General features: G+C 44.3%; 24 protein-coding genes and 1 pseudogene. 12 read left to right on the top strand and 13 right to left on the bottom strand.

Annotation, left to right across the window (positions count from 1 at the left end):
- Positions 1-124 precede the first annotated feature (124 nt).
- From AACT19_RS15220 to AACT19_RS15170, 11 genes are all read left to right on the top strand, one after another.
- Complete coding sequence (locus AACT19_RS15220; protein ID WP_076647091.1) at positions 125-1,501, top strand: O-antigen ligase family protein; 1,377 nt, start codon at positions 125-127, stop codon at positions 1,499-1,501.
- A 92-nt stretch (positions 1,502-1,593) separates the two neighbouring features.
- Positions 1,594-2,379: an acyltransferase gene (locus AACT19_RS15215; RefSeq protein ID WP_076647089.1), complete on the top strand. Its 786-nt coding sequence runs from the start codon at positions 1,594-1,596 to the stop codon at positions 2,377-2,379.
- Positions 2,372-3,508 carry a glycosyltransferase gene (locus AACT19_RS15210; protein ID WP_076647087.1) on the top strand — a complete coding sequence of 379 codons (1,137 nt, stop codon included), beginning with the start codon at positions 2,372-2,374 and terminating at the stop codon, positions 3,506-3,508. The genes AACT19_RS15215 and AACT19_RS15210 overlap by 8 nt, the downstream gene beginning before the upstream one ends.
- Positions 3,505-4,929 carry a GumC family protein gene (locus tag AACT19_RS15205; protein ID WP_076647085.1) on the top strand — a complete coding sequence of 475 codons (1,425 nt, stop codon included), beginning with the start codon at positions 3,505-3,507 and terminating at the stop codon, positions 4,927-4,929. Before AACT19_RS15210 ends, AACT19_RS15205 begins: the two co-directional genes overlap by 4 nt.
- Positions 4,930-5,352: 423 nt before the next feature.
- Positions 5,353-6,453 carry a glycosyltransferase gene (locus AACT19_RS15200; RefSeq protein WP_017086743.1) on the top strand — a complete coding sequence of 367 codons (1,101 nt, stop codon included), beginning with the start codon at positions 5,353-5,355 and terminating at the stop codon, positions 6,451-6,453.
- Entirely contained in the window at positions 6,450-7,637 is a 1,188-nt protein-coding gene (locus AACT19_RS15195; RefSeq protein ID WP_076647083.1) for a glycosyltransferase family 2 protein, read from the top strand. The genes AACT19_RS15200 and AACT19_RS15195 overlap by 4 nt, the downstream gene beginning before the upstream one ends.
- Before the next feature lie 9 nt (positions 7,638-7,646).
- Positions 7,647-8,306 carry a sugar transferase gene (locus tag AACT19_RS15190; protein WP_017086745.1) on the top strand — a complete coding sequence of 220 codons (660 nt, stop codon included), beginning with the start codon at positions 7,647-7,649 and terminating at the stop codon, positions 8,304-8,306.
- Between the two features lie 217 nt (positions 8,307-8,523).
- Positions 8,524-9,402 carry a LysR family transcriptional regulator gene (locus tag AACT19_RS15185; RefSeq protein ID WP_076647081.1) on the top strand — a complete coding sequence of 293 codons (879 nt, stop codon included), beginning with the start codon at positions 8,524-8,526 and terminating at the stop codon, positions 9,400-9,402.
- 99 nt (positions 9,403-9,501) lie between these two features.
- On the top strand, positions 9,502-10,635 hold the full coding sequence (locus tag AACT19_RS15180; protein WP_076647079.1) for an efflux RND transporter periplasmic adaptor subunit: 1,134 nt from the start codon (positions 9,502-9,504) through the stop codon (positions 10,633-10,635).
- 10 nt (positions 10,636-10,645) lie between these two features.
- Positions 10,646-13,765 carry an efflux RND transporter permease subunit gene (locus AACT19_RS15175; protein ID WP_207551969.1) on the top strand — a complete coding sequence of 1,040 codons (3,120 nt, stop codon included), beginning with the start codon at positions 10,646-10,648 and terminating at the stop codon, positions 13,763-13,765.
- 2 nt (positions 13,766-13,767) lie between these two features.
- Positions 13,768-15,276 carry an efflux transporter outer membrane subunit gene (locus AACT19_RS15170; protein WP_076647075.1) on the top strand — a complete coding sequence of 503 codons (1,509 nt, stop codon included), beginning with the start codon at positions 13,768-13,770 and terminating at the stop codon, positions 15,274-15,276.
- A gap of 117 nt (positions 15,277-15,393) precedes the next feature.
- On the opposite strand, the gene AACT19_RS15165 is transcribed toward AACT19_RS15170, so the two are convergent.
- The 12 genes from AACT19_RS15165 to AACT19_RS15110 form a co-directional block, all read right to left on the bottom strand.
- Positions 15,394-15,609, bottom strand: coding sequence for a DUF6434 domain-containing protein (locus AACT19_RS15165; protein WP_017101670.1), 216 nt, complete (start codon positions 15,607-15,609; stop codon positions 15,394-15,396).
- Between the two features lie 34 nt (positions 15,610-15,643).
- Positions 15,644-15,976: a YnfA family protein gene (locus AACT19_RS15160; RefSeq protein ID WP_004733816.1), complete on the bottom strand. Its 333-nt coding sequence runs from the start codon at positions 15,974-15,976 to the stop codon at positions 15,644-15,646.
- 71 nt (positions 15,977-16,047) lie between these two features.
- Positions 16,048-16,344: a hypothetical protein gene (locus AACT19_RS15155; RefSeq protein ID WP_004733817.1), complete on the bottom strand. Its 297-nt coding sequence runs from the start codon at positions 16,342-16,344 to the stop codon at positions 16,048-16,050.
- A 108-nt stretch (positions 16,345-16,452) separates the two neighbouring features.
- The gene (locus tag AACT19_RS15150) at positions 16,453-16,902 is read right to left on the bottom strand and encodes a DUF3291 domain-containing protein (protein WP_076647073.1); all 450 of its coding nucleotides are present in this window, start codon (positions 16,900-16,902) and stop codon (positions 16,453-16,455) included.
- Positions 16,903-16,994: 92 nt separating this feature from the next.
- Entirely contained in the window at positions 16,995-17,453 is a 459-nt protein-coding gene (locus tag AACT19_RS15145; RefSeq protein ID WP_076647071.1) for a GNAT family N-acetyltransferase, read from the bottom strand.
- A 90-nt stretch (positions 17,454-17,543) separates the two neighbouring features.
- Positions 17,544-17,825 (bottom strand): hypothetical protein, encoded by a 282-nt coding sequence (locus AACT19_RS15140; RefSeq protein WP_076647069.1) that lies wholly within the window; start codon positions 17,823-17,825, stop codon positions 17,544-17,546.
- Between the two features lie 194 nt (positions 17,826-18,019).
- Positions 18,020-18,424, bottom strand: coding sequence for a DUF1801 domain-containing protein (locus tag AACT19_RS15135; protein WP_076647067.1), 405 nt, complete (start codon positions 18,422-18,424; stop codon positions 18,020-18,022).
- A gap of 70 nt (positions 18,425-18,494) precedes the next feature.
- Positions 18,495-18,974, bottom strand: a complete 480-nt coding sequence (locus AACT19_RS15130) for an AAA family ATPase (RefSeq protein ID WP_076647065.1) — start codon at positions 18,972-18,974, stop codon at positions 18,495-18,497.
- 113 nt (positions 18,975-19,087) lie between these two features.
- Positions 19,088-19,633 carry a GNAT family N-acetyltransferase gene (locus tag AACT19_RS15125; protein WP_076647063.1) on the bottom strand — a complete coding sequence of 182 codons (546 nt, stop codon included), beginning with the start codon at positions 19,631-19,633 and terminating at the stop codon, positions 19,088-19,090.
- Positions 19,630-19,827, bottom strand: a complete 198-nt coding sequence (locus AACT19_RS15120; RefSeq protein ID WP_076647061.1) for a hypothetical protein — start codon at positions 19,825-19,827, stop codon at positions 19,630-19,632. The genes AACT19_RS15125 and AACT19_RS15120 overlap by 4 nt, the downstream gene beginning before the upstream one ends.
- Before the next feature lie 133 nt (positions 19,828-19,960).
- Positions 19,961-20,515 (bottom strand): GNAT family N-acetyltransferase, encoded by a 555-nt coding sequence (locus AACT19_RS15115; RefSeq protein WP_076647059.1) that lies wholly within the window; start codon positions 20,513-20,515, stop codon positions 19,961-19,963.
- 133 nt (positions 20,516-20,648) lie between these two features.
- Positions 20,649-21,032 (bottom strand): nuclear transport factor 2 family protein, encoded by a 384-nt coding sequence (locus AACT19_RS15110; protein WP_076647057.1) that lies wholly within the window; start codon positions 21,030-21,032, stop codon positions 20,649-20,651.
- Between the two features lie 155 nt (positions 21,033-21,187).
- Between AACT19_RS15110 and AACT19_RS15105 the strand changes: the two are divergent.
- Positions 21,188-21,325, top strand: a pseudogene (locus AACT19_RS15105) (IS110 family transposase); the annotation flags it as partial.
- Positions 21,326-21,354: 29 nt separating this feature from the next.
- On the opposite strand, the gene AACT19_RS15100 reads toward AACT19_RS15105, so the two are convergent.
- A complete protein-coding gene (locus AACT19_RS15100) occupies positions 21,355-22,188 on the bottom strand; it encodes a hypothetical protein (protein ID WP_076647055.1) in 834 nt (277 codons plus the stop codon).
- Positions 22,189-22,276: the final 88 nt, after the last annotated feature.

The following is a 22,276-nucleotide window of genomic DNA, read 5'->3' as shown; positions in this document are numbered from 1 at the left end:
AAATCAGTTAGTTAAACAAAATGCATAACTGGCACTCGCTTTGCAATATTTAACATCAGGTGTAACTACGTCTCAAAAGATTGCGAGCGAGTCATGAAGAGTTTATTTGCGAATAGAGGTCACAATGGTCAACCCTGAAGCCAATAGATTGCCAGTCATCATCACGATCAGCGCCTTGTGTGTCGGGCTCGGTATTGTCTGGTACTTCGTGCCGCATCCCGCTGTTATTGTGGCGCTAGCACTTCTTCCTTTGGCTGGAATGTTTGTTATTAACAAGACCTTTTGGATGGTGATATTGTTCGTTGTCTTTTCATTTTTTCGAATCCACGAAGCGATACCTCAACTCTATTCGCTTAAAATACCGCTGATGCTTTCATTAGGCGCTCTGTCGGCTCTTCTTTGGCATGTATTAATCAGTAAAGAGCTTAAAATCTTCTGGCACCCTTGTTTAAATTGGCTCGCCATTTTTTGGGTATTGGTTTTTATTGGTATTATCTTCGCGTCTAACAGGCCCGTAGCACTTGCAGAATTCAAAGGCGTTTATTGGAAAATCATCGTGATGACGCTTGCGATTACTTGGCTAGTGAACACCACGGAAAACCTCGCAAAAACCGCGATGACGATTATCTACGCAGGTGCTTTAGTCAGCTCTATTGCCGTGTACAACTCAGTAAATGGGATTGGGCTTGTCGAGGGCTCACGCGTGACTATTGGACGCGATTTTGGCTCTATGTTAGGTGACCCGAACGATCTAGCACTGGTACTGATGTTTCCACTCGCCTTTACGATAAGCCAAGCCACCACGACTGGCATCTCACGATCCAAACGTTTAATTAGCGGGTTAGTCTGTTTGTTGCTGCTCGCCGCCATTATTGCGACTCAAAGCCGTGGCGGATTACTGGGGTGTATTGCGGTGATTGGTATTTTTGCGTGGAAACTAGTGCGCTCTAAAGTTCTCTTAATCTCCGTAGGAACTGTCGTGGCCGTAGTGCTCTACTTGGTTGCTGGGATCTCAGACAGATCTTCTGGTGGTGCCGCTGAACAAGGTATCGATGAATCTGCAATGGGGCGAATCTATGCATGGGAAGCAGCAATAAAAATGGCAGTTGAGAATCCACTGACTGGTGTAGGGTTGAACAACTTCTTCTCGAACTACTTCTTTTATAGTTCGCACTGGGACGGACTGAATCACGCCGTTCACAGTACTTGGTTTGGTGTGTTAGCAGAGACCGGCTTCATTGGTCTGATCATTTTTGTCTGCCTTATCGTTTCTTTGATCAAAACCTCTCGCTCTACGCTAACGAGGTTAAAAATCTCGGCCACAGAAATCGACCCAAATCTCAATGCCGCGGCTTACGCCGTATATGCTGGGTTAATTGGCACCATCGTCTCGGGTACCTTCCTAACACAAGGCTTCAACTGGCCTATCTATATCCTTTCCGCATTGATTGTTGCTGTTGCGAACGTATCTCATACTGCCTGTCAAAATGAGAAAACCTAAAAGGCAACTTGTAACTCATTGAAAATAATGCACTTATTAAATGGCACAATATATGAAAGTACTTCTATATAACAAAAAAGAGGATTTTCATTATGACGTCAGTATCTATACATCAATTCAAACATTGGCTTAAGTTTCATCCTAATTCTCGAATTAGAAATGTGTTTATCATTTTGAAAAACATCAGAAGCACAGAGCTACCTACCCCTCAAGTACTTAATCGCTGCCTATACCAAGCACACAAGCTTGTAGTGAATTTGGTTTCTGGTTTTACTCGGTTCTTCTACTGGACACCAGCTTTCAAAGGTCGTGTCGCTCAATGTGGCAAACGCCTGTATTTGTATGGTGGCCTCCCTTTCGTCAGCGGTCCGGTGCAAATTACGATTGGCGATAACTGCCGTATCTCTGGCCACACGACATTCTCTGGTTGTACCCAACCACTTGAAAGCTTGGAACACCCACTACTGTCGATTGCCAATAATGTAGACATCGGTTGGCAATCGACCATCGCTGTTGGAGGTAAAGTCGTTATCTCCGACAACGTACGCATCGCTGGCGGCGCTTTCCTGTTTGGATACTCTGGACACCCGCTTGATGCAAAACGTCGAGCACTAGGTGAAGGCGATGACCCTCAGCAAATCGGCGACATCATTCTTGAACAAGATGTATGGCTAGGCACCAATGTTACCGTTAAAGGTGGCGTAACCATCGGCGAAGGTGCGGTAATAGCCGCAGGCAGCGTAGTAACAAAGAACATCCCTGCCTTCGCAATCGCAGGCGGTAACCCTGCTCGAGTTGTCGGTCAGATTAAATCCGTTGAAGTGACAGAATCCGATGTATTCGACTCGTTAGAGACTCATGGAGGCGACCATGCGTGATTTAATCGTATTTGGTGAAGACTTTGGCGGTCTGCCTTCATCGACTCAACACTTGGTTCGCCACTTGGCTAAACAACATAAAGTCTTATGGGTCAACTCTATTGGTCTTAGACAGCCAAGACTGTCAGTTAAAGACATCACTCGTGCATTTAATAAACTGACAGGGCGAAGCAACGCAGTTACTCAAAACATGCTGGATCCTCAAAACGTCGCTGATTCAAACGACCAAGGCAACATAACGGTCGTGAACTTGAAAACCATTCCTGCGCCTTCTTCAAAGTTGTCTAGAAAACTGGCTCAGCAAATGATGTTACGCCAGTTGAAGCCAGTTATTGCTGAGCTGAAACTTCATAATCCTATCTTATGGACTTCCCTTCCTACCGCTGTTGATTTGTGCGGACACTTAGGCGAGTCAGCGGTTGTTTATTACTGCGGGGATGACTTTAGTGCGCTCGCGGGCGTTGACCACAAAACTGTCGCTCAGCATGAATTGGAATTGATTGAAAAATCAGATCTGATCTTCGCTGCTAGTGAAAAGCTGATGGGCAAATTCCCTAATGAGAAAGCTCAACTCTTACCACATGGTGTCGATGTCGGGCTATTTTCTACACCAGCTCCAAGAGCACACGATTTGCCAAGTAACCACCGCCCGATTGCAGGCTTTTACGGAAGCTTATCTCAATGGCTGGATTACGACATGGTTAAACATGTGGCGACAGCAATGCCGGAATGGGACTTTGTATTCATCGGCCCTAATGAGCTTGATACATTGTCGTTGCCTAACCTCGATAATGTTCATTACTTGGGGCCTCGCCCACATCACACGTTGCCAAGCTATTCACAACACTGGGATGTGAGCCTATTACCTTTCGTTGATAACGAACAGATCCGAGCATGCAGTCCATTAAAGTTGATGGAATACCTAGCCGCGGGAACTCCTATCGTGACCACCCCTTTTCCTGCAATGGTTCCTTATAAGAATCACGTTACGTCCGTTGAAAATGCACAACAGATGGTCGAAGCTCTCGAGCAAAGCCGTCACCTTGAAAACTCACCAGTCTCTGTTGTCTCCAAAGACAGTTGGCAGAACCGCGGTAACTTCGTACATTGGATGTTGGAGCTATTATGAATAATCTGAAATTGCGGTTATTAGTCATCATCAATGCCATGTGGCGCCAACGCTACGTTATTGTTCTGCCAATCCTTATTTTGCCCTTTGTAGGCTTTGGTGTGAGCAAGTTGGCTCCGACTAAATATGACGCGCATACCAGTATGTTGATTCAAGAAACGGCCAAAATGAATCCATTCTTGGAAGACATCGCGGTTTCTACCATGCTCAAAGACCGCCTTAACGCGTTGAGAACACTACTTCATAGTCGACATGTGCTTTACTCGGTCGCTGATGAACTGCAATTAACCACGCCCGATATGCCTGAAACTGAGAAACAAGAGATCATTACTGACCTATCTCGACGTCTAACGGTGACTCAGCTTGGAAAAGATTTTCTAAAAATCAGCTTAAGCTCAAACACGCCAGAAGGAATGGAAGCGACGCTTCGTTCGGTAAGTGAACATTTCATTGAACAATTGCTCGCTCCGGAACGTTCGTCGATTGAAGACTCGAGCAACTTCTTGAAAATTCATATAGATAAGCGCAGTGCTGAACTTGAAGTAGCAGAAGAAGCCCTTGCCTTATACATGAATGAGAATGTTCATTCGACGCCTGAGGTACAGAGCCAAAGTTTGAATCGCTTAGCGTCACTCAAGCAAACACTCGCAGAAAAAGAGGCCGAGTTATCCGGTGTTGAAAAAAGCTTAGGGTCAATCGATCAACAGCTTTCAAAGACCAACCCCGTGATAGGTCGAATAGAAGATCAGATCATCGATATTCGTAGTGAGCTGGCTCTACTTCAAGCCAAATACACAAACAAACACAGTGCCGTACAAGCTAAAGTTCGTGAACTAGACAGACTTGAAAATGAGAGAAAGAGTTTACTCGATGTAACTCAACCTACGATGAACAGCGACCAGCTTTGGGACATTGCAAGTAGTACGACACTGAACAAACTGTCTGATACCCAACCTCTTTTGGTCACACAGCTACACAGCTTACAACTGGTTCGTGCTCGCTTTGAATCTTTGACAGAAGAGACTAAAAGCCTTCGTACTATGATCTTTGAACTAGAACACAAGGCGAATAACTTCGGCGAAAATGCAAAAGAGATGTACCGTCTTAAGCGACAAGTTGAAATTAAGCGCCAACTATACGATGAACTCACAGAGCGTTATGAAATGGCTCAGCTAACAGGTTCGCTTGGCGTATTCGAGCAAAACAAACGTGTGAAGATTATCGATTTACCCTTCACGCCTAGTATCAAATCTAACATACCTTCTTTTGTGTTTGTTTTGGCTGGTTTCGTTGCAGGTATCGGCCTTGGCATTGGGTTGGCGATATTGTTTGAGCTGTTTGACTCTTCAATCAAGCGTAAAGATGAAATTGAAGACATCTTAGGTGTTCCCGTAATTACCGTTATCCCTAAAATGAGTTGATTAGCCTTAAAGCCATTTTTTAACTTGCTAGCTTCTTAGCTTCTTAGCTTTCTAGTTTCGTGCTTCCTAGCTTTCTAGTTTCCTAGTTTCCTAGCTTCGTGCTTCCTAGCTCTTTAGTTTCCAAGTACTAAACGCCAACACTCGGTTGGCGTTTTTCTTTTATAAAGCCCTAATTATTAATCCCACTTTCGATTTCCCGAAGCGCCACGATTCAAATAGCCATTCACTCGTATCTTGTTTTGATTCCCATTTTGAGAAACGAAAACCTCCCTGGAACCATTCACCATAAACCACTGAAATATAATAATTATTTAATTGGCACAACTCCTGCAATCTCCTTCTGTAGTCAAACGTTTTAAAGAAGTTACTTCACTAGAAACGTCAGAAAAGCGAAACAAGAATTATAAAGGCAGGGTCCAAATTATGAATAACCAGATAACAAAGCATGGCAAGAAGATCATACACGTTGTTCAACACCTTGCCCCAGGCGGATTAGAAACCCTAACGTTAGATTTGCTGCGCCTTGCTAAACCAGCAGACCAAGTCTTGATCGTCAGTTTAGAAGGCACGAAAGCAGAATCCATCGCAAACTGGCCGAAGCTGAAGCCTTACCACAACCAAATCGTGTTTTTAGATAAAGAGCCCGGCGTTCAATTCAACATCATCATAAAACTCATCAAAGCATTTAGAGGAATTCGCCCTGATGTTGTTCATACCCATCACATAGGCCCATTACTGTACGCAGGCTATGCCGCTCGTGTATCAGGGGTTCCTACTCGAATTCATACCGAGCATGATGCTTGGCATTTGAAAAATAACAAACGTCGTCGCTTACAAGCATTAGCACTTAAAGCCGCTCAGCCAACTTTGGTGGCCGATGCAACCCGTGTTTACAACCAACTGCGCTCTGCCTTTTCATACAACAACATCATCACGATTAAAAACGGTGTGGATTGCGAGAAGTTCAAACCGATGTCAAAAGCAGACGCGAGAGCAACACTCGATCTACCAACCGATAAACACATCGTAGGTTGTGCGGGACGTTTAGAACACGTGAAAGGTCAAGACCAACTGATTAAAGCGCTTAGCTTACTTCCTACTAACACCGTTGTCGCATTGGCTGGTGATGGTTCAAAACGCAAGCAACTGGAACAACTCACTGACCGCTTGAATTTGAGCGACCGTGTGATCTTTCTTGGCCTAATTGAAGACATGACTTCCTTTTACGGTGCGTTAGACACCTTCTGTCTACCTTCTCGTCATGAGGGGCTGCCACTTTCTACACTAGAAGCTCAGGCGTGCAACATCCCTACCGTCGCGATGAATGTAGGAGCTGTCGATGAAACCTTATGTCCAGTCAGCGGCGCCCTCGTCAAAAGCGGCAGCATTGTGGGGTTAGCTAGTGCGCTATTAGAAAAGCAAAATGAACGCTTTTTGTCACCTCGTCGTTACGTACTCGAAAACTTCGACATTGTAAAAATGGTTGCCTCTTACAACGATATCTCAAAAGGAGTTTGCGCATGATCGACTGGTTGCTTGCAGGACTTTGCTTATTCTCTGGTGCGCTGATTGTCTACCATCACGCCGCCTATCCACTGTTACTGCGTTGGTATGCGAAAAGTCACCCGGCGCGTCAGATTGAAGAGAGCCATCGTTGTTATAAAGACGAACAACAAGATTGCACACTACCCACCATTACCATTCTTGTGCCAGCATTTAACGAAGAGCAGTGGATCGCAGATAAAGTTCGCAACCTTGCTTCATTAGATTACCCAAAAAAGAAGCTACAAGTGATTATTGCTTGTGATGGCTGCACTGATAACACGGTAGAAATCGCCGAAATGACGATTCAAGAAGCGATGTGCAGCGATATCTATTTCGAGATACATGACCACAAGACCAACCGAGGAAAAGTTGCGGTTATCAATGAAGAAGTGACCAATATAAAAAGCGATATCACGGCACTAAGTGATGTATCAGCCCTTATTTCATTGGATGCATTGCTTATTGCAGCCGCTCATTTTGAAAGTGACAAGGTTGGTGTGGTAAACGCAACGTATCAACTATGCCCAACGGGCAACGAAGGTGAAAACGCGTACTGGCAGTATCAAACCGCCGTTAAAGAGTCTGAGGCTTCATTAGGTTCGAGCTTGGGTTCTCATGGCGCGTTCTACTTGTTTAGAACCCATTTGTTTGAACTACTGCCTCTAAACACCATCAACGATGACTTCATCTTGCCAATGCAAATCGTTAAACAAGGTTACATTGCAGAATACGAAACACAAATGGTGGCACTGGAGCTAGAAGAATCGAACCTAGAAACAGACTTCAAAAGAAGACTTCGTATTTCAGCGGGCAACATGCAACAAGCGATTCGATTGTTTGGCTTGTTCAGCCCCAAGTTCAAAGGCATCGCGTTTGCGTTCTTCTCCGGAAAAGGGCTTCGCCTACTCACTCCCTATTTAATGATTGTTTGCTTAGTGTGCTCAATCTTACTTAGCAACTACTTGGTATTTGAAGCACTGTTATGGGCTCAAGTTGCCGTTTATACCATTGGCGTACTTGGCTGCATCTTGCCAAAGCGCCTAGTAAACAAACCTATTTTATTAATCTCTTATTTGATAGTTGGACACTATGCCAACTTCATTGGTGGCATTCGTTACCTAATCGGACTAGAAAACTCACCTTGGACACGAGCGAATCATTAAGGACTTATTATGATGAACATTGAACAGCTATCTACTCAAAACTTATACCAATACAAAATCTCACGAGCTAAACGTTCGTTCGATTTCGTAAGCTCACTAATTGCTTTGATTTTGTTAGCGCCAGTATTTCCATTGATTGCGATGGCAATTGCACTGACTTCTCGTGGCCCTATTTTCTACCGCCAATTGCGTGTTGGTAAATCTACACCAGAGAAAATGGCAATCTTTGAAATCATGAAGTTCCGTAGCATGTACGAAGATGCAGAAACGCGTTCTGGCGCAGTTTGGGCTACAGCGAATGACCCACGAATCACACCCGTTGGCCGCTTTTTGAGAAAGACACGTCTTGATGAGCTCCCTCAGCTGTTCAATGTATTGAAAGGTGAAATGTCTCTAATTGGTCCACGCCCAGAACGCCCTACTTTTTACACCAAACTAGAGAACGAAATCCCTTACTTTGCTGACCGTACATACGGCGTAATGCCTGGTATTACGGGGCTTGCACAAGTAAATCAAGGTTATGATACCTGTATTGATGATGTACGTCGTAAAGTGGGCTTTGACCACAGTTACGCATTAAGCCTATGTTCGGTGAAGTCTTGGATTGCCGCTGATCTCAGCATCATTTCTAAAACTATCATTGTGATGGTCGACGGTCGAGGTCGTTAAACTGATATGGTGTGAGGCGAAAGAACAAGCTGTCTAGTCCAAGGTGACAAATTGAGCAGCCTTGCCCGATGTGAACACAAAGCCAGCTTTGATAATGATTTGTCAGCTGGCTTTTTACTGTCTTAAAACAAGCCAAACCCAAGAACGCTTCGATTTTAAAATCCAATTGGTATACGATGCCAACATACTGTTCTAAAAACGATTAAATGCCGTTGTTATGAAAATCGCAGATCTTAAGCTGTTTACCACCGTTGTCGAACTGGGTAGTTTTACTGCCGCAGCCAATGCACTTGACCTTCCCCGAGCTAACGTTAGCCGTAGAATTAACGACCTTGAGAAGTCTCTCGGCATTCAACTGTTCTTTAGAACCACACGAAGCCTCTCCTTAACCAAATCTGGCGAGCTCTATTACAAAGAGCTGCTCAATGCGCTAAGTGCGCTCGACAAAGCGAACCATGTCGCTTCCAACCTTTCAGAGGTTGCACACGGGCAAATTAAGATTGGTCTATTGCCTGAAACCAGCGACATCATGCAGTCTACTCTGTTTAAATTCCAAGATATGTACCCTAAGGTTGAGCTTGATATTCGCAACATTAGTAACGGCTTTGTCGACATGTACCGTCAAGGATTAGACCTCGCGATGCATGGTGGTACGTTGAGCGACGCTAACGTGGTTGCTCGTAAAGTGATGGTTCTCCAACGTATTTTTGTCGCAAGCCCTGAATTTCTCGAGAAACAAGGCAAACCCTCAAACCTAAGAGAGCTTTCCAATTACCCATTTGTTTGCTTCAGGTGGCCAAGTGGCGACATCGATAAACAATGGGACATCAAAGATCACACCATCAAAGTTGAACCTTCGGTCGTCAGCGACAGCATTGGGTTCGTGAAAGGCGGTGTAATTCGACATAGAGGCATCGCGTTGTTACCAAAACTCTTGGTACGACAGCAACTCAAAGACGGCACCTTGATTAACCTGTTCCCCGACGAGAATCTTCAAGAAGAAGAAGCATGGCTGCTCTATCCTCAGCGTAAAGCGTTAAGCCATTCAGCACAGCTTTTGATTGATTTTTTATTACAAGAGCTTCCGAAACTCTAGTTATTGTAACGAATAATGTGACAGTGTTTCACGTGCAGACTAGATTATCTAAACAAGACTGAAAGATAGAATTACTCCATAAATTGACAGGAGTAATCCATGAAGCCTATATCTCAACATTCATCTGTTTTGCAGCGTTCGTCTATCTTTCAGCAGACACCTATCTTCAAACACACAGTCATTGCACTAAGCCTAACCGCTCTGTTTGGCTGTAATGACTCTGAGGCGACGATAGCTCAAAAACAAACGCGCCCGATTCAAGTTATCCAACTTGAGCCTCTCTCTCATCAAGTTGAAAAATCGTTCACAGGCAAATTGCAGTCATCAGAAACCGCTGGCGTCGCGTTTCGTGTGCCTGGCACTATTCAAAAAATGATGGTCTCGGTTGGTGATTCAGTAAAGAAAGGCCAACCACTTGCGCAGTTAGACCCTCATGATTATCAAGTCGCGTTAGAAGAGTTACAAGCACGAGCACTCGAAGCGAAATCTGCACACAAATTAGCGAAATCCGAACTTGTACGAGTAAAACAAGCCATCGCTGATAATGCGATTGCCGATGTTAATCTAGACCGTGCAATCAGCGGTTATGAACTAAGTGAAGCGGCGGTTAAAGTCGTAGAACAGAACATACGCCGTGCGAAAGATTCGATTCGTTATACCCAACTGCTCGCACCCTTCGACGGCGTTGTAGCGGCATCGAACTTCGATCAGTTTGAACAAGTTCTGCCGGGCATTTCGGTTTTCACCATCCACAACCCTGATCAGCTTGAAGTTAAAATCCAAGTCCCAGAGAACTTGATTCATGAGTTCCAACCGAATCAAACCGCTGTTATCAATTGGTATGGCTCAGAGGAAAAGCTGATTGGGTACGCCGCTGAAATTGCCACGTCACCTCACCTTATCAAACAGACCTACGCGGTTACCTACCATGTAGAAACAACCGGCAAGTCAGTGTTACCGGGAAAAGCCGTCACTCTGACAACTCAACTTGGCGAAGCTAGCAACAATTTCTGTTTACCGTATTCAGCGTTGGTGAATCAATCTGGCATCGAGCAAGTGTTCACGGTTAAGAACGAGCAAGCTCATGGCGTGACTGTGGACGTGGTTTCGATGTCCCAAAATACCGTATGTGTTGAATCAACGCTCAACGATGGCGATTTCGTCGTGGTGAGTGGTGCTCAGTACGTCATGGAAGGCCAACACTTCTCCGATATTCAAGTTAAGAGTCTGTAGGTAAATCATGATGAATCTAGCTGATTTTGCGATCAAACAACGCACCTTCATCCTGTTTTTCACGGCATTGAGTGTTATCGCAGGCCTGTTTTCTTACTTTGATCTTGGCAAGCTCGAAGATCCAAGCTTCACCATCAAAACGGCCGTCGTAGTAACGCTCTACCCCGGCGCTTCTGCGGAAGAAGTGGAGCAACAAGTCACGGATACCGTTGAAACTAAACTGCAAGAGATGGGATCATTGAACCGACTGCGTTCATTGTCTCGTCCGGGCATGTCGATGGTGTTTGTCGATCTCAAAGAGTCTCTTAATTCAAAAGCACTTCCTCAAGAGTGGGACTTATTGCGTCGCAAAGTCTCTGACATGAAGCTGTTACTGCCTTCGACTGCACAGATCAGTGTCGTACAAGACGAGTTCTCTGAAGTCTACGGCATGCTTTTCTCGATCCACAGTAAGGATGCTTCTCCTGCTGAGCTAAGACGTTACGCAGAAGAGTTGCAACGTCGAATTAAAACCGTCGATGGTATTAAGAAGATCGAATTACACGGCGTTCAGCCACGCGTTGTTCATATCGACATCCCAGATGAAAGGTTAGCGCAATACGGCCTATCTATCACACAAGTTTGGTCGCAGCTGAATACGCAAAACATGGCGTTCGATGCCGGTAAGTTTTCAGCAGGAACTGAGCGAATCCGAGTTCAACAGTCGAGTGAGTTTGGTTCATTAGACGACATCAAAAACCTGATGATCAAAGGCGGCGTGAGTGAATTAGGAACCAGCTTAATCCGCTTAGGTGATATTGCAGACGTCACAATGGGCTACCAAGAGCCAATGATGACAGAGAACCGCTACAACGGCGTACCAGCGGTCACATTAGCGATGAGCCCAGTCGCCGGCGTAAACGTGGTATCACTTGGTGATGAAATCAATCAAATCGTCAGCGATTTTCAAGCAACCCTGCCGTTAGGCGTTGATGTCGCGACAGTTGCTAACCAACCGGAAGAAGTTCAAAAATCGATCGACAACTTCGTAAGCAACTTGCTAGAGAGTGTCGCGATTGTATTCATCGTCCTGTCTATATTCATGGGGCTAAAAAGCGCAACCATTGTCGGCTCAAGCTTACTGCTGACTATCTTGCTGACGCTTATCTACATGAACATCGCTTCAATCGATTTGCACCGAGTTTCGCTAGGTACCTTCATTCTTGCGCTTGGTATGTTGGTTGATAATGCCATTGTCATCACCGATATGATGATTGTGAAAATCAACAAAGGCATCGACCGAACCAAAGCCGCAATTGATTCTGTTAAAGAGACCGCTACACCACTCTTTGGCGCGACAGTCATTGCTATCATGGGTGCGAGCCCTGTTATCTTTTCAAAAACCGATGCCGCTGAGTTCGCAAGCTCAGTATTCCTAATTATCGCCTCTTCACTGTTGTTGTCATGGTTTGTCGCAATGACCTTCACAGCTTTGATGTGTTGGTTCTTCATCAAGCCAACTAAGCAAGCTGACAATACCAAAGTAAGCTTATACCGTAAGAGCGTAAACTGGACGGTAGATAACCCACTCAAAGCACTGACAGGGCTTATTCCGCTGATCTTGGTTACTGCATTGGCTATCCCGAATATTGCCGTTAACTTTATTCCACAAGCCGACAGACCCATTCTGTTCTTAGATTACTGGCTGCCCAATGCCGCCAAGGTTGAACAGACCTCAGAAGACATGAAGCGTATCGAACAATGGTTGTTAGAGCAGCCGGAAGTCGAGAGTATTTCAACGTACATTGGTGCTGGCGCTCCTCGTTTCTCAGTGACCATTGAGCCAGAACCGTTTGACTCTGCTTACGGTCAGATCTTGATTAACGCGACCGATTTCCCTTCACTCAGCCCGTTGATTGCGCGTGGCGACAAATGGTTAATGGAAGAGTTTCCAAACGCCGATCCTCGCTTTAGAAGCTTAAAGCTTGCGACTTCGGATAAATTCAGTGTTGAAGCGCGTTTTTCAGGCCCAGATATCGAGGTACTGCACGGCTTATCTGAACAAGCGAAAGCTATCTTTGCTCGACACCCAGACACCAAGTACGTTCGTGACGACTGGCGTCAAAAGAGCAAAGTGCTAGAACCTGTCATCAACCAAGACAAGATGCGTCTTGCAGGCATTAACCGTGCAGATATTGCATTCGCGATGAAACGCGCGTCAGAAGGCATGCCGCTGGGTCGTATGAACTTAAACGACGAACTGGTGACGATTCAACTGCGTGGTACAGAAAGCTCGATTCAATCGCTAGAAACTTTGCCGGTACGTTCTTTATTGGGCATCCACAGCGTTCCACTAGGTCAAGTCATTGACGGGTTTGAGCTTAGCAGCGAAGAGACCATGATTTGGCGTCGCGACCGAGTAAAAACCATCACAGCACAAGCTGGCGTTGGTCGCTACACCACACCTGCAGCAGTGAGAGACTCAGTTAAAGAACAAATAGAATCCATTCACCTTCCACAAGGTTACCACTTGGAATGGGGTGGCGAATATTACGACGAGCATAAAGCGGTCAGCGATATTCTTAAACAGCTACCTAAAGCGATGTTGTTGATGGTGATCATCCTAGTTGCGATGTTTAACGGCTTCAAACAGCCAGTGATCATCTTCACCACCCTACCGCTTGCGGCGACGGGTGCAACGTTCAGCTTGTTGCTGTTGGACAAACCGTTCGGCTTCATGGCGCTGATTGGCGCGGTAACCTTGACAGGTATGATCATCAAGAACGGCATCGTGTTGATGGACCAGATCGAGCTTGAACGTAAAGACGGTCGCTCACTGTCAGACGCAATTAAAGAAGCAACCGTGAACCGTACAATGGCGATCTCAATGGGCGCACTCACCACAGCACTTGGCATGATCCCGCTGCTTAGTGACCTGCTGTTTGACCAGATGGCCGCAACCATTATCGGTGGCTTGGCTGCGGCAACCGTGTTGTCTCTGTTTGTAATGCCTGCGCTTTACAAGCTTTTCTATCGTACCGAAGAAAAAAAGACAGTGGCTGAAGCCATTAAAGATGCTGTAGTTGTGCTCGATGCAACGCCTCAGTCTACAAATAGCGGCACTCCAACCTCATTCAACAAGGAGCAATAAACATGTATCCATTAACTAAGTTTAAAATGGCTCCTATTGCTCTTGCCTTGTTGCTGACAGGGTGTGCGGTTGGCCCTGATTACGATGAACCGCAAACGACTATGGCTGAGACCTTCTTATATAGCCAAGGTGATGTGAACCAAGATGGCGTGAGCCAAAACGAACAGCACAATCATTGGTGGACACAGTTCAATGACCCTACGCTCAATCAATTAGTGGCCGATGTTCAAAGTCAGAATATCCCGCTTAAACTGGCCGCCGAGCGAATCAACATGGCGAACTCATACAAAAGCGTTGTTGAATCATTCAAAGTTCCAACCATCAATGTCGGTGGTGGTTATTACAACTACCAATTGAGTGAGAACGACTCCCTACTCGGCCCGGTATTTGGCGCCTCTGATGCGGTTGAATCAGCGACGGGCATGTCGTTGCTGGAAGCGCAACACGATGGCGGGTTCTTAGGTGCAAGCATCGCATGGGAAATGGACTTGTTTGGACGTATCGATAAGCAATCCAACGCGGCGACGATTCGAGTTGAACAAGCCGAGATATTCCAATCCGGTTTGAACACCTTGATCACTGCCGATGTCATTCACAACTACCTGCAATATCGTGGTGCTCAAGAGCGAAAAGCGATCGCACTAGAGAACATTTCCGACCAAAAGCAGACTTTAGAACTGGTCACCAAAGTGGTTCGCAGTGGCTACGGCTCGGAGTTAGATCTTGCTCAAGCCAAAGCCATGCTTGCCGCGACTGAATCCATTGTTCCTCAACTTGAAATCGCAGAGCAAGTTCACAAACAACGTATGGCAGTGTTGTTAGGCGAATCACTTACGAACGTGAACCAACGTTTAGCGGGTGAATTTACGTTACCGAGAATGAAGGATGTGATTCCTACAGGCTTACCTTCTGACTTGTTAGAACAACGCCCAGACATCCGAATTGCAGAGCGTGAAATGGCAGCCATTAACGAAGAACTCGGCGCAAGCATTGCCAATCGCTATCCAAAATTCTTCCTAACGGGTACGCCAGGAGTGACAGCCGGAAGTTTTGATGATCTATTCAGTAGCGATTCATTCGGTTGGGCGGCATCTGCTGGCATCAGTTGGAATGTGTTCGATGGTGGCCGAGGCGAAGCCTTGGTGGAGATGAACGAAGCAAGGTTCCGTTCTGCAGCGCTTAACTACCAACACTCGGTAGACAGCGCCTTTGCAGAAGTCGATTCAAGCTTGTTTGCCTATGGCCGTAGCCAAGAGAACCAAAAGCGCATCGATGAAGCCACCCTCGCCGTCGATAATGCAGTGAGCAAAGCAAAGTCACTCTATAAAGCCGGCCTAGTCGATTACTTATCGGTGTTAGACGCACAAAGACAACAAAAAGCGATGCAAGATCGCCAAGTGGCCGCCAAGCTTCAAACCGCTAACACCACGATTGCGGTGTATAAAGCGTTAGGTGGCGATTGGAAAGTCGCTAATGAAACGCAGAGTGTCGAATTAGCCCACGTTAACTAGGCTCTTTGTTCTCTGCTGAATGATGTTATAAGCGTAATAAAAAATACCGCCGTTGATTAAGGCGGTATTTTTATGAACTGGTTAGCTAGTAGATGAGTTTACCAAAAAGATAATCCGTTACTTTATATCGTTACGCTTCGCCCACTCTTGTAAGGCATCACCCATAGTCAAACCTGTCGCATTGTTCATCCACTGCATAAAATCACGGTCAAATTTAAACTCTTCGCCAAGCTTGGACTTAAAATATCGACGCACGTTCTGAGTCGTTTTGTAGCTGTCCGTTATGACGGTACTGTCATCAATCTGATTCTTGTGCCAATCAACCTTTTCCATGATTTATTCTCTTCCTGTCATCTCAATGCATGCACTACGCGTTTCGAGGGCCAAACATAATAATCGCCATACCGAGTAGTGCAACTGAGCCACCTACCAGATCCCACGTTGTCGGCTTCTCGCCATCAACAAGCCACAGCCATATTAGGGCAACAGAAATATACACACCGCCATAGGCTGCATAAACACGCCCTGTCGCGGTAGGATGAAGCGTCAATAACCAAGCAAATAACGCCAGGCTTATCGCAGCAGGAATCAATAACCAAATGCTCTTGTCTTCTCTCAACCAAAGATAAGGTAGATAACACCCTACTATCTCGGCGACCGCCGTAAGTACAAAAAGACCGACCGTTTTAAATTCAATCACAACTTACCTTTATCTGTTTAAATGCAGAATACCCTCTGGCGTCTAGGGCCGACAAACGCAATAACCAGTGACTAGGAATTAGACGCTTCGTTGCTGTCTGTATCTACGGTTTTGATCAGAGGACCAGCACACTCGACAAAATCACCGATATCGAAAGTATCTGGCGCATCGGCTCCGCCCGTCACACCAAAACTGCCTTTCACCGCTGGATCCTTCTCAGTCTTATCTACGTCTAAAATGATCTCTACTTTATACGTGTGACCATCAGGAAGGAGTTTGGCACACTCTTCCAGTGTTGAAGCGCTAGCACTCATGCTGAAACCGAATAAACACACCGCAAGTACACTACTTTTCATTTTCAACATCATAAAACCTCTCGAAGACTATAGAAACATCATACCAATAATCGACTCATCCTCACGGGAATTGCCATAAAACGTCTAAAAAACATAACGTTGGTTATCTATCTATGAACGCTATTTTGGCGCTTCTGACTCTGTAAAGTTGGTTTTAAAAGTGAAGGCATACGGCGTATCACCGATTTCTCTGAGGTGTTCAAGTCGCACTATCGCTTCTTCGAGTGTGGGAATATGGTCTTCTTCAATCCACCAAAGCACATAAGTATCTTCAGGTAATCGATGAAACCAGTCACCCTTTCGGCGCATAAAATCACGGTGATGTGTGCGGAACATGAAGTTCTTTAACGAATCCACAGAGTCCCAAACCGACATATTCACAATCATATTAGGATCATCGAAAGCTTGGATATTGGTGGCGTCACCAGATTCATCTTTCAGACGCCAAACAAACCCTTCACTGCTTTCTGCGATTCCATTAACCAGCTCTAAGTTATCGACAAACTCTTTTATTTCAGGCGCATCTAACGGGTATTTAGCCAGAGCGATATTTAACTGAGCTAATTTCATAACGTTTCTTCCTTGATAAATTATGAGTAAAACACTTCGGATACACTTAACCTTCTAAGCCCCATTTTTATATTGGATCAAAATACTCACGCCTAGAAGTAATCTGGTATTCGTCCATCAAACTCAAAAGAGTCGTTTGAAATATACATACAATCAGAACCTACTATGCCCACAAAGCCAAGCCTATTATAAAATTGATGCTCAATGTCGCTGTGTAGGTATAAAGCCTTACAAGTATGACGAGTGAATAACTCCGTTTTTACCAAGTTGATCAACTCAGACGCATAACCTTGGTATCGTAATTCTTGAGGCGTAGCCACAGAGCCAATACCGAAACATCCTTTTGCAAGACCAAACATGTCACTGTAAACGATAAGAGACGACACGACCCTATCCTTCTCGACTAGCACATACCAAGTGCCAGATAAGTACTTTTCACTGATACGACAACCTGTTAAGTAATCGTCTAACGTCAAGCCATCACCCCAAACATCGAAGCCCATTGTATAAATAATATCTAGCTCATGAAGCTGTGCTTTTCTTACGTGCATTACTCTAAATATCCTGAATCAACTAACCCATGTAATACCAGATTACCGAGACAACGACGGCCACTCATAAACTTACAGATACGAGGCAAACTAAAGAACAGCCACGCCTTCAACTTCAATCACTGAGTTAACATTAGCGCGTTCGATTATCTTGAGTAACGTCGTTTGGATTAGCTCATTATCTCGGATTTCGGTTTCACAAGAAAAACGCTCTTCTTGGACACCATCGCCCTCACCCAGCATAAATTGAACTGCGACTTCCGTTGCGAGATCTTTGGTCGCCCCGTAATACGCTAACGTGATTTTTGGGTATCCGTTGTCGCCTTTTTTAACCTGCTTTGCGATGCGTTTCTTGGCTTTATCTAAATTCATACAACTTCCTTTTAAGTCTGAAATACAAGGTGACTAGAACACCTTTTTAAACGGTAAGCAATACAATCAGCGTTGGTTATCGAGTTTCCCTAGCCTCTTGATACTAATCAAGATGGTACAGTCTTAGCGCTTTAAAGAGTGATAGCTAGAACACAGATAACCGGTTTAAGAAATATAATGACAGCGCGTAAGAGTTACGCGCCAAGAAGCGGCAGGTGTTTTCGTTGTTGATAAGTTAAGGCTAGCTCTAAGCACTGCTTAATAAGTGCCCTGGGAAGTGGTTCAGTTAGGTTCAAGACGATTGCCCGATTACCTTGAAATACCAATGCGCCATCGTGCAATTCTCTGAATGTGTCGACTAGCTTCGTTTGACAGTTAAAGAACAAGTAATAGTTGTTTGGTGATTTTAATTTCCAGTCGATTCGAATTGGACTGCCCGTCTTAACGCTGTAACTCGGCTCGCCCCATTTCAGAGACTCTTCGACTTCACCTAAATCCAAATCAGAGCAAAGCTCTAAGATTAATGAACGCAACTCTTCAAGCCGAGCTCGAACATCATCGGGATACTCGTCGAAATGTGTTTTGATTGCTTGGTCCATTCAACCTCCGATTCATTTGTTGTGATATTAAGGAGCTGCTAACTCAAACTATGTTTGGCTATATAGCTTGTTAAGTGTCCTGTTGAACCCAAACAACACTTTCATTTGAAGTTGGAACCTCAAACCAAGACCAAAAAAGATCTAACATTTCAGGTGTCATTTCATAAGACTTGCCATTGAGTTCCGAGTTACGGTTAAATGCCCTCTCCTTACAAGTCTCAAAGGGAACATCAAGGTAGTGAACTTCGCTGTCCACGCCTAGGTTTGACGCCCAGCTTGTAAAAGAATCTCGGTCTGATTTACGCCAAAAACCAAAGTCAAAAATTACCGGAACACCCAAAGAAAAGAGCTGCATTGCAGAGTCCTTGAATAAACCTTGAAGCGTAGCCAGCCGGCTATCAAAAACTTCACGCTCCATATGTTCGCCATACAAAGGAATCATCCACTCATCAATCGAGAAACGAAAGGTACCATGCTTTTCTGCAAGCGCTTTAGAGTAAGTCGTCTTACCCGAACCGATAAAGCCACATACGAAATAGATTTTAGTCATGATTCCTCTTTAGCTCATAGGTAGAGTTGCCGTGTAAAAGCGCTGACACCAAGCTTAAGCACTAACATAAGCTTTAGGATGCCAAGTGTCATAATTCATTCTTAAAAGCGTTCTTACCCGGAATTTCTTGTGCATAGTGTCATCATTGTTTCAGACACAAACTGTCCTTCTATAAGGTAACAATCTGTGACTTCTCCAATCACTTCGAAACCACATTTCAAATACAAATTTTTTGCAGGAAGATTATTCGAGAGAACATTGAGATCTAACCAATCGACACTTGGGCTTTCGTTACAAAACTCAGTCACGCACTTAATCAGTTCTACACCCAACCCTTGCTTTCTTAGACTTGAATCAACACCCATGCCCAGAAGCACACGATGAAACTTATACTCTTCACCGTAATGACGTAGGTCTATATGACCAAACACTCGTTCCTTAGAGTCTTTGATTACCCAGAGCTTTCTCCAGCCATGTTCACCAAGGCTTGCCTCAAAACCATTTCGAAACTTGTCTTTAAATTGTTCTGAAACTACACAATTCTCTTTAGAGATCGGTTGGAAAAGTGGAGAGTTATCATCCGCATTCTCAAGAAGCTGTGCTCCTATGTATTCGAAAAAGGATTCTAAATCCGACAGAACGGCTTCCGATATTCTCATGTAATCTCCTTCTTGCGCATGATTCTTTCTTTTAGAAGTGTACCAATACTGCTAACGACAAACGTAAAAGCAAACGCCACAGGTGGCTGATAGAAATCAAACGCACCATCCGTCATAAAAAAGTACTGATGAATGGAAACACCAAAACCAACACCTAATGCCAGCTTCAAGTTCTTGAAAATGCCTTGTTTCATGTTCATTCCCTCGTAGAAAGCAACACTATGTATAGGTTTAAGTGGCGTTATGGCCGGCCCCTCTGTGACATAAACGCTTTAAAGCCAAGTAAGTCGAAACTGCAAAGCGTTGGGAATTCATCTTGAGCGTTTGTTAGGCAAATTTCGTTTCGCGCGCCATTTCCTGAAAAGTTTGCCCATTGAGATCGAAGTCTTTTGTATATTTAAAGCCTGCTTTATTGGTATGAGCAGCAAAAGAACGAGCATTGTCTTTATGCACGTACGTGTAAACGTAAGAAAATTTAGAACTTCTTACTTCACAACTAAACCGAAACAACTTCTCAAACACACCTTGACCACGACAAGCCTTACCTACACAGACCGGTCCCCAAAAGTATGAATTAGAAGAGCTTAGTTGGGTACTCCCAACTACCACTGAACCAAGCTTGTTCGCCACAGAAGTGAGTCCTTCTGAACATTCCCAAAACTGCCATGAAGCACAAGCAGCCATCGCTACTATCGTATTGTTAAGTTCAGCAACATATATAGCCTGCTCTTGCTCGATAACTTGAGTTAGAAGCACTTCGTCCATCACTGTATTTAAGAAACCATCGCATTTATCAGATTCATCCAAGTTAGATACATGGCAAGATTTCTGTAGTTCTACGATTTGACTGATGTCCTCAAGTTTTGCAGCTCTTATTTCCATGACTTCCTCTGTTGAATATTTCTTCTTTTTGCCTAACGCTAAGTTAAGCCGCCACAACGCTGATGGCACTACAATTCGCGAAGCGAGAGTGCCATGCGTTAGAGGTCGGCTTGAACGCCTTGTTATATGACTATTAAAACATCGAGTTATTATTGGCTGACTCTTTCGGGACCACTTGAATTGAATCCCAATGCTCGACTATTTTTCCATTTGAATCGAAACGGAAAAAGTCCATCGTTACGTACTCTTCATCAGCAGGCCATGTTTGCCTTGTATGCAAAGCTACCTGATCACCTTCAGCAATAACTCTCAAAAACTCTATATCCTTTTTTGGATAGTCCCGAGACATTTCTTCAAAGTAATCTATAAAGCCCTGCTTACCATCAGCAACAACTGGATTGTGCTGGATATAATCATCACCAACATACAACTCTACTGCTTTAGCTGGCTCGCCCATGTAAGCAGTTCTATAAAAAGCAATAGCATTCTCTTTGTTTTGTCTAAGTTGATTCGTCATAGCAGCCTCATGAAGGGAAGTTTCACACTAACAATATGAGATATCGAGTGCTTTCGCCAGCGATGGATTAACGCTTGTCACATAATGAATGACATGGATTCCCCCTCCCGAGGATCTGCCACACTTATGTGGAACTTAAATACATCGGAGGCACCATGTCTGATTATTCTTATTTATGCGGTATCTACCTAGCTAAAAACCACAGCAATCTTCATGCCGTAGACCAAAATGGTAAGGTAATACTTCATAAGTCAGTAACCCACTCGACGCTAATTACTACAATAGCAAATATACATTCATTGGGCGCGAAAGTGGGCGCGAACTACAAGACTGTGATCACTCTTTTCTGGTGGTTAATTGAGCAACGTGTATTACAATTTGCCCCCATAAATACTCCATCGTAACGAAAATGTTCGATTACATCTCCCTTTGACCATTTAAGCTCGGTCTTGATATCGTAATTTCCACTGCCCAACTCAATTCGCTCTTTACGTAAGATAGACGACTCAGGGATTTCAACATGGTACTCATTAATTGGGTGAGGTGTATTTGAATTTCGAACCGAACCCTTTTCATTAACTTCAAAATAGAATACAGCGCCATCGTCTAGCTTAACATCTACATGCAGCCACTCATCTTTCATCATATATTTAAATTTCGAATCACGAGATTCATAGAACCTGCCATCTTCTGGCGTCCACGACTCTTTAAAATCAGGTCCATGTATAGGGTAATTATTAGAATCACCAGTTTTAGCATAACCCTTTAAGACTTCTCGTATTGCTTTTTGCTCTTCTAAGACTAACTGCACTTTTTGTAATAATAGATCAGCGTTAAACACAACTTCTGGTAGAGACTCATGTTGACGCTTCATTTCTTTTAATACATCGACAGTATACTGGGCAACGTTGTCTGTTTCTTTATGATGAGCATGACATAAAAATAGCAAATTAGATTCTGCTCTACGCGATTCGTCGGTCTGATTTTCGTTGTATCGCTCACCGCCTTTCTCAGCCGCTTCAATATGGCAGAGTTGAGCGATGTATTCACCATTCTCATTTAAGATTGTGTGGTCACAACCAGAAAAAGCACACTGATTCTTTGAAAGAATACATAGCCTTTTAATAACTTCAATTTTAGGAGCCTTTCTAGCCATTGGATACTCGGTTTATATCGATTCGTTTAGGTATATTTGACAAGAAAATTATCCATAAAACAATGATGTAACTTAAAGAATTTCGATA

It is taken from the genome of Vibrio sp. 10N.222.47.A9 (genome assembly GCF_963872585.1).
Classification (GTDB): domain Bacteria; phylum Pseudomonadota; class Gammaproteobacteria; order Enterobacterales; family Vibrionaceae; genus Vibrio; species Vibrio splendidus.
Note: the sequence above shows the minus strand (reverse complement) of the source record. Positions and strands in the feature narration are given on the sequence as shown.

Excerpts from the sequence above, each read along its gene's own strand:
- AACT19_RS15130 (WP_076647065.1), bottom strand. The coding sequence starts at position 18,974 with ATGACTAAAATCTATTTCGTATGTGGCTTTATCGGTTCGGGTAAGACG.
- AACT19_RS15120 (WP_076647061.1), bottom strand. The coding sequence starts at position 19,827 with ATGAAACAAGGCATTTTCAAGAACTTGAAGCTGGCATTAGGTGTTGGT.
- AACT19_RS15140 (WP_076647069.1), bottom strand. The coding sequence starts at position 17,825 with ATGAATTTAGATAAAGCCAAGAAACGCATCGCAAAGCAGGTTAAAAAA.
- AACT19_RS15175 (WP_207551969.1), top strand. The coding sequence starts at position 10,646 with ATGAATCTAGCTGATTTTGCGATCAAACAACGCACCTTCATCCTGTTT.
- AACT19_RS15205 (WP_076647085.1), top strand. The coding sequence starts at position 3,505 with ATGAATAATCTGAAATTGCGGTTATTAGTCATCATCAATGCCATGTGG.
- AACT19_RS15100 (WP_076647055.1), bottom strand. The coding sequence starts at position 22,188 with ATGGCTAGAAAGGCTCCTAAAATTGAAGTTATTAAAAGGCTATGTATT.
- AACT19_RS15200 (WP_017086743.1), top strand. The coding sequence starts at position 5,353 with ATGAATAACCAGATAACAAAGCATGGCAAGAAGATCATACACGTTGTT.
- AACT19_RS15135 (WP_076647067.1), bottom strand. The coding sequence starts at position 18,424 with ATGGACCAAGCAATCAAAACACATTTCGACGAGTATCCCGATGATGTT.
- AACT19_RS15170 (WP_076647075.1), top strand. The coding sequence starts at position 13,768 with ATGTATCCATTAACTAAGTTTAAAATGGCTCCTATTGCTCTTGCCTTG.
- AACT19_RS15115 (WP_076647059.1), bottom strand. The coding sequence starts at position 20,515 with ATGGAAATAAGAGCTGCAAAACTTGAGGACATCAGTCAAATCGTAGAA.
- AACT19_RS15145 (WP_076647071.1), bottom strand. The coding sequence starts at position 17,453 with ATGCACGTAAGAAAAGCACAGCTTCATGAGCTAGATATTATTTATACA.
- AACT19_RS15125 (WP_076647063.1), bottom strand. The coding sequence starts at position 19,633 with ATGAGAATATCGGAAGCCGTTCTGTCGGATTTAGAATCCTTTTTCGAA.
- AACT19_RS15190 (WP_017086745.1), top strand. The coding sequence starts at position 7,647 with ATGATGAACATTGAACAGCTATCTACTCAAAACTTATACCAATACAAA.
- AACT19_RS15155 (WP_004733817.1), bottom strand. The coding sequence starts at position 16,344 with ATGATGTTGAAAATGAAAAGTAGTGTACTTGCGGTGTGTTTATTCGGT.
- AACT19_RS15215 (WP_076647089.1), top strand. The coding sequence starts at position 1,594 with ATGACGTCAGTATCTATACATCAATTCAAACATTGGCTTAAGTTTCAT.
- AACT19_RS15110 (WP_076647057.1), bottom strand. The coding sequence starts at position 21,032 with ATGACGAATCAACTTAGACAAAACAAAGAGAATGCTATTGCTTTTTAT.
- AACT19_RS15180 (WP_076647079.1), top strand. The coding sequence starts at position 9,502 with ATGAAGCCTATATCTCAACATTCATCTGTTTTGCAGCGTTCGTCTATC.
- AACT19_RS15220 (WP_076647091.1), top strand. The coding sequence starts at position 125 with ATGGTCAACCCTGAAGCCAATAGATTGCCAGTCATCATCACGATCAGC.
- AACT19_RS15210 (WP_076647087.1), top strand. The coding sequence starts at position 2,372 with ATGCGTGATTTAATCGTATTTGGTGAAGACTTTGGCGGTCTGCCTTCA.
- AACT19_RS15185 (WP_076647081.1), top strand. The coding sequence starts at position 8,524 with ATGAAAATCGCAGATCTTAAGCTGTTTACCACCGTTGTCGAACTGGGT.
- AACT19_RS15150 (WP_076647073.1), bottom strand. The coding sequence starts at position 16,902 with ATGAAATTAGCTCAGTTAAATATCGCTCTGGCTAAATACCCGTTAGAT.
- AACT19_RS15195 (WP_076647083.1), top strand. The coding sequence starts at position 6,450 with ATGATCGACTGGTTGCTTGCAGGACTTTGCTTATTCTCTGGTGCGCTG.
- AACT19_RS15165 (WP_017101670.1), bottom strand. The coding sequence starts at position 15,609 with ATGGAAAAGGTTGATTGGCACAAGAATCAGATTGATGACAGTACCGTC.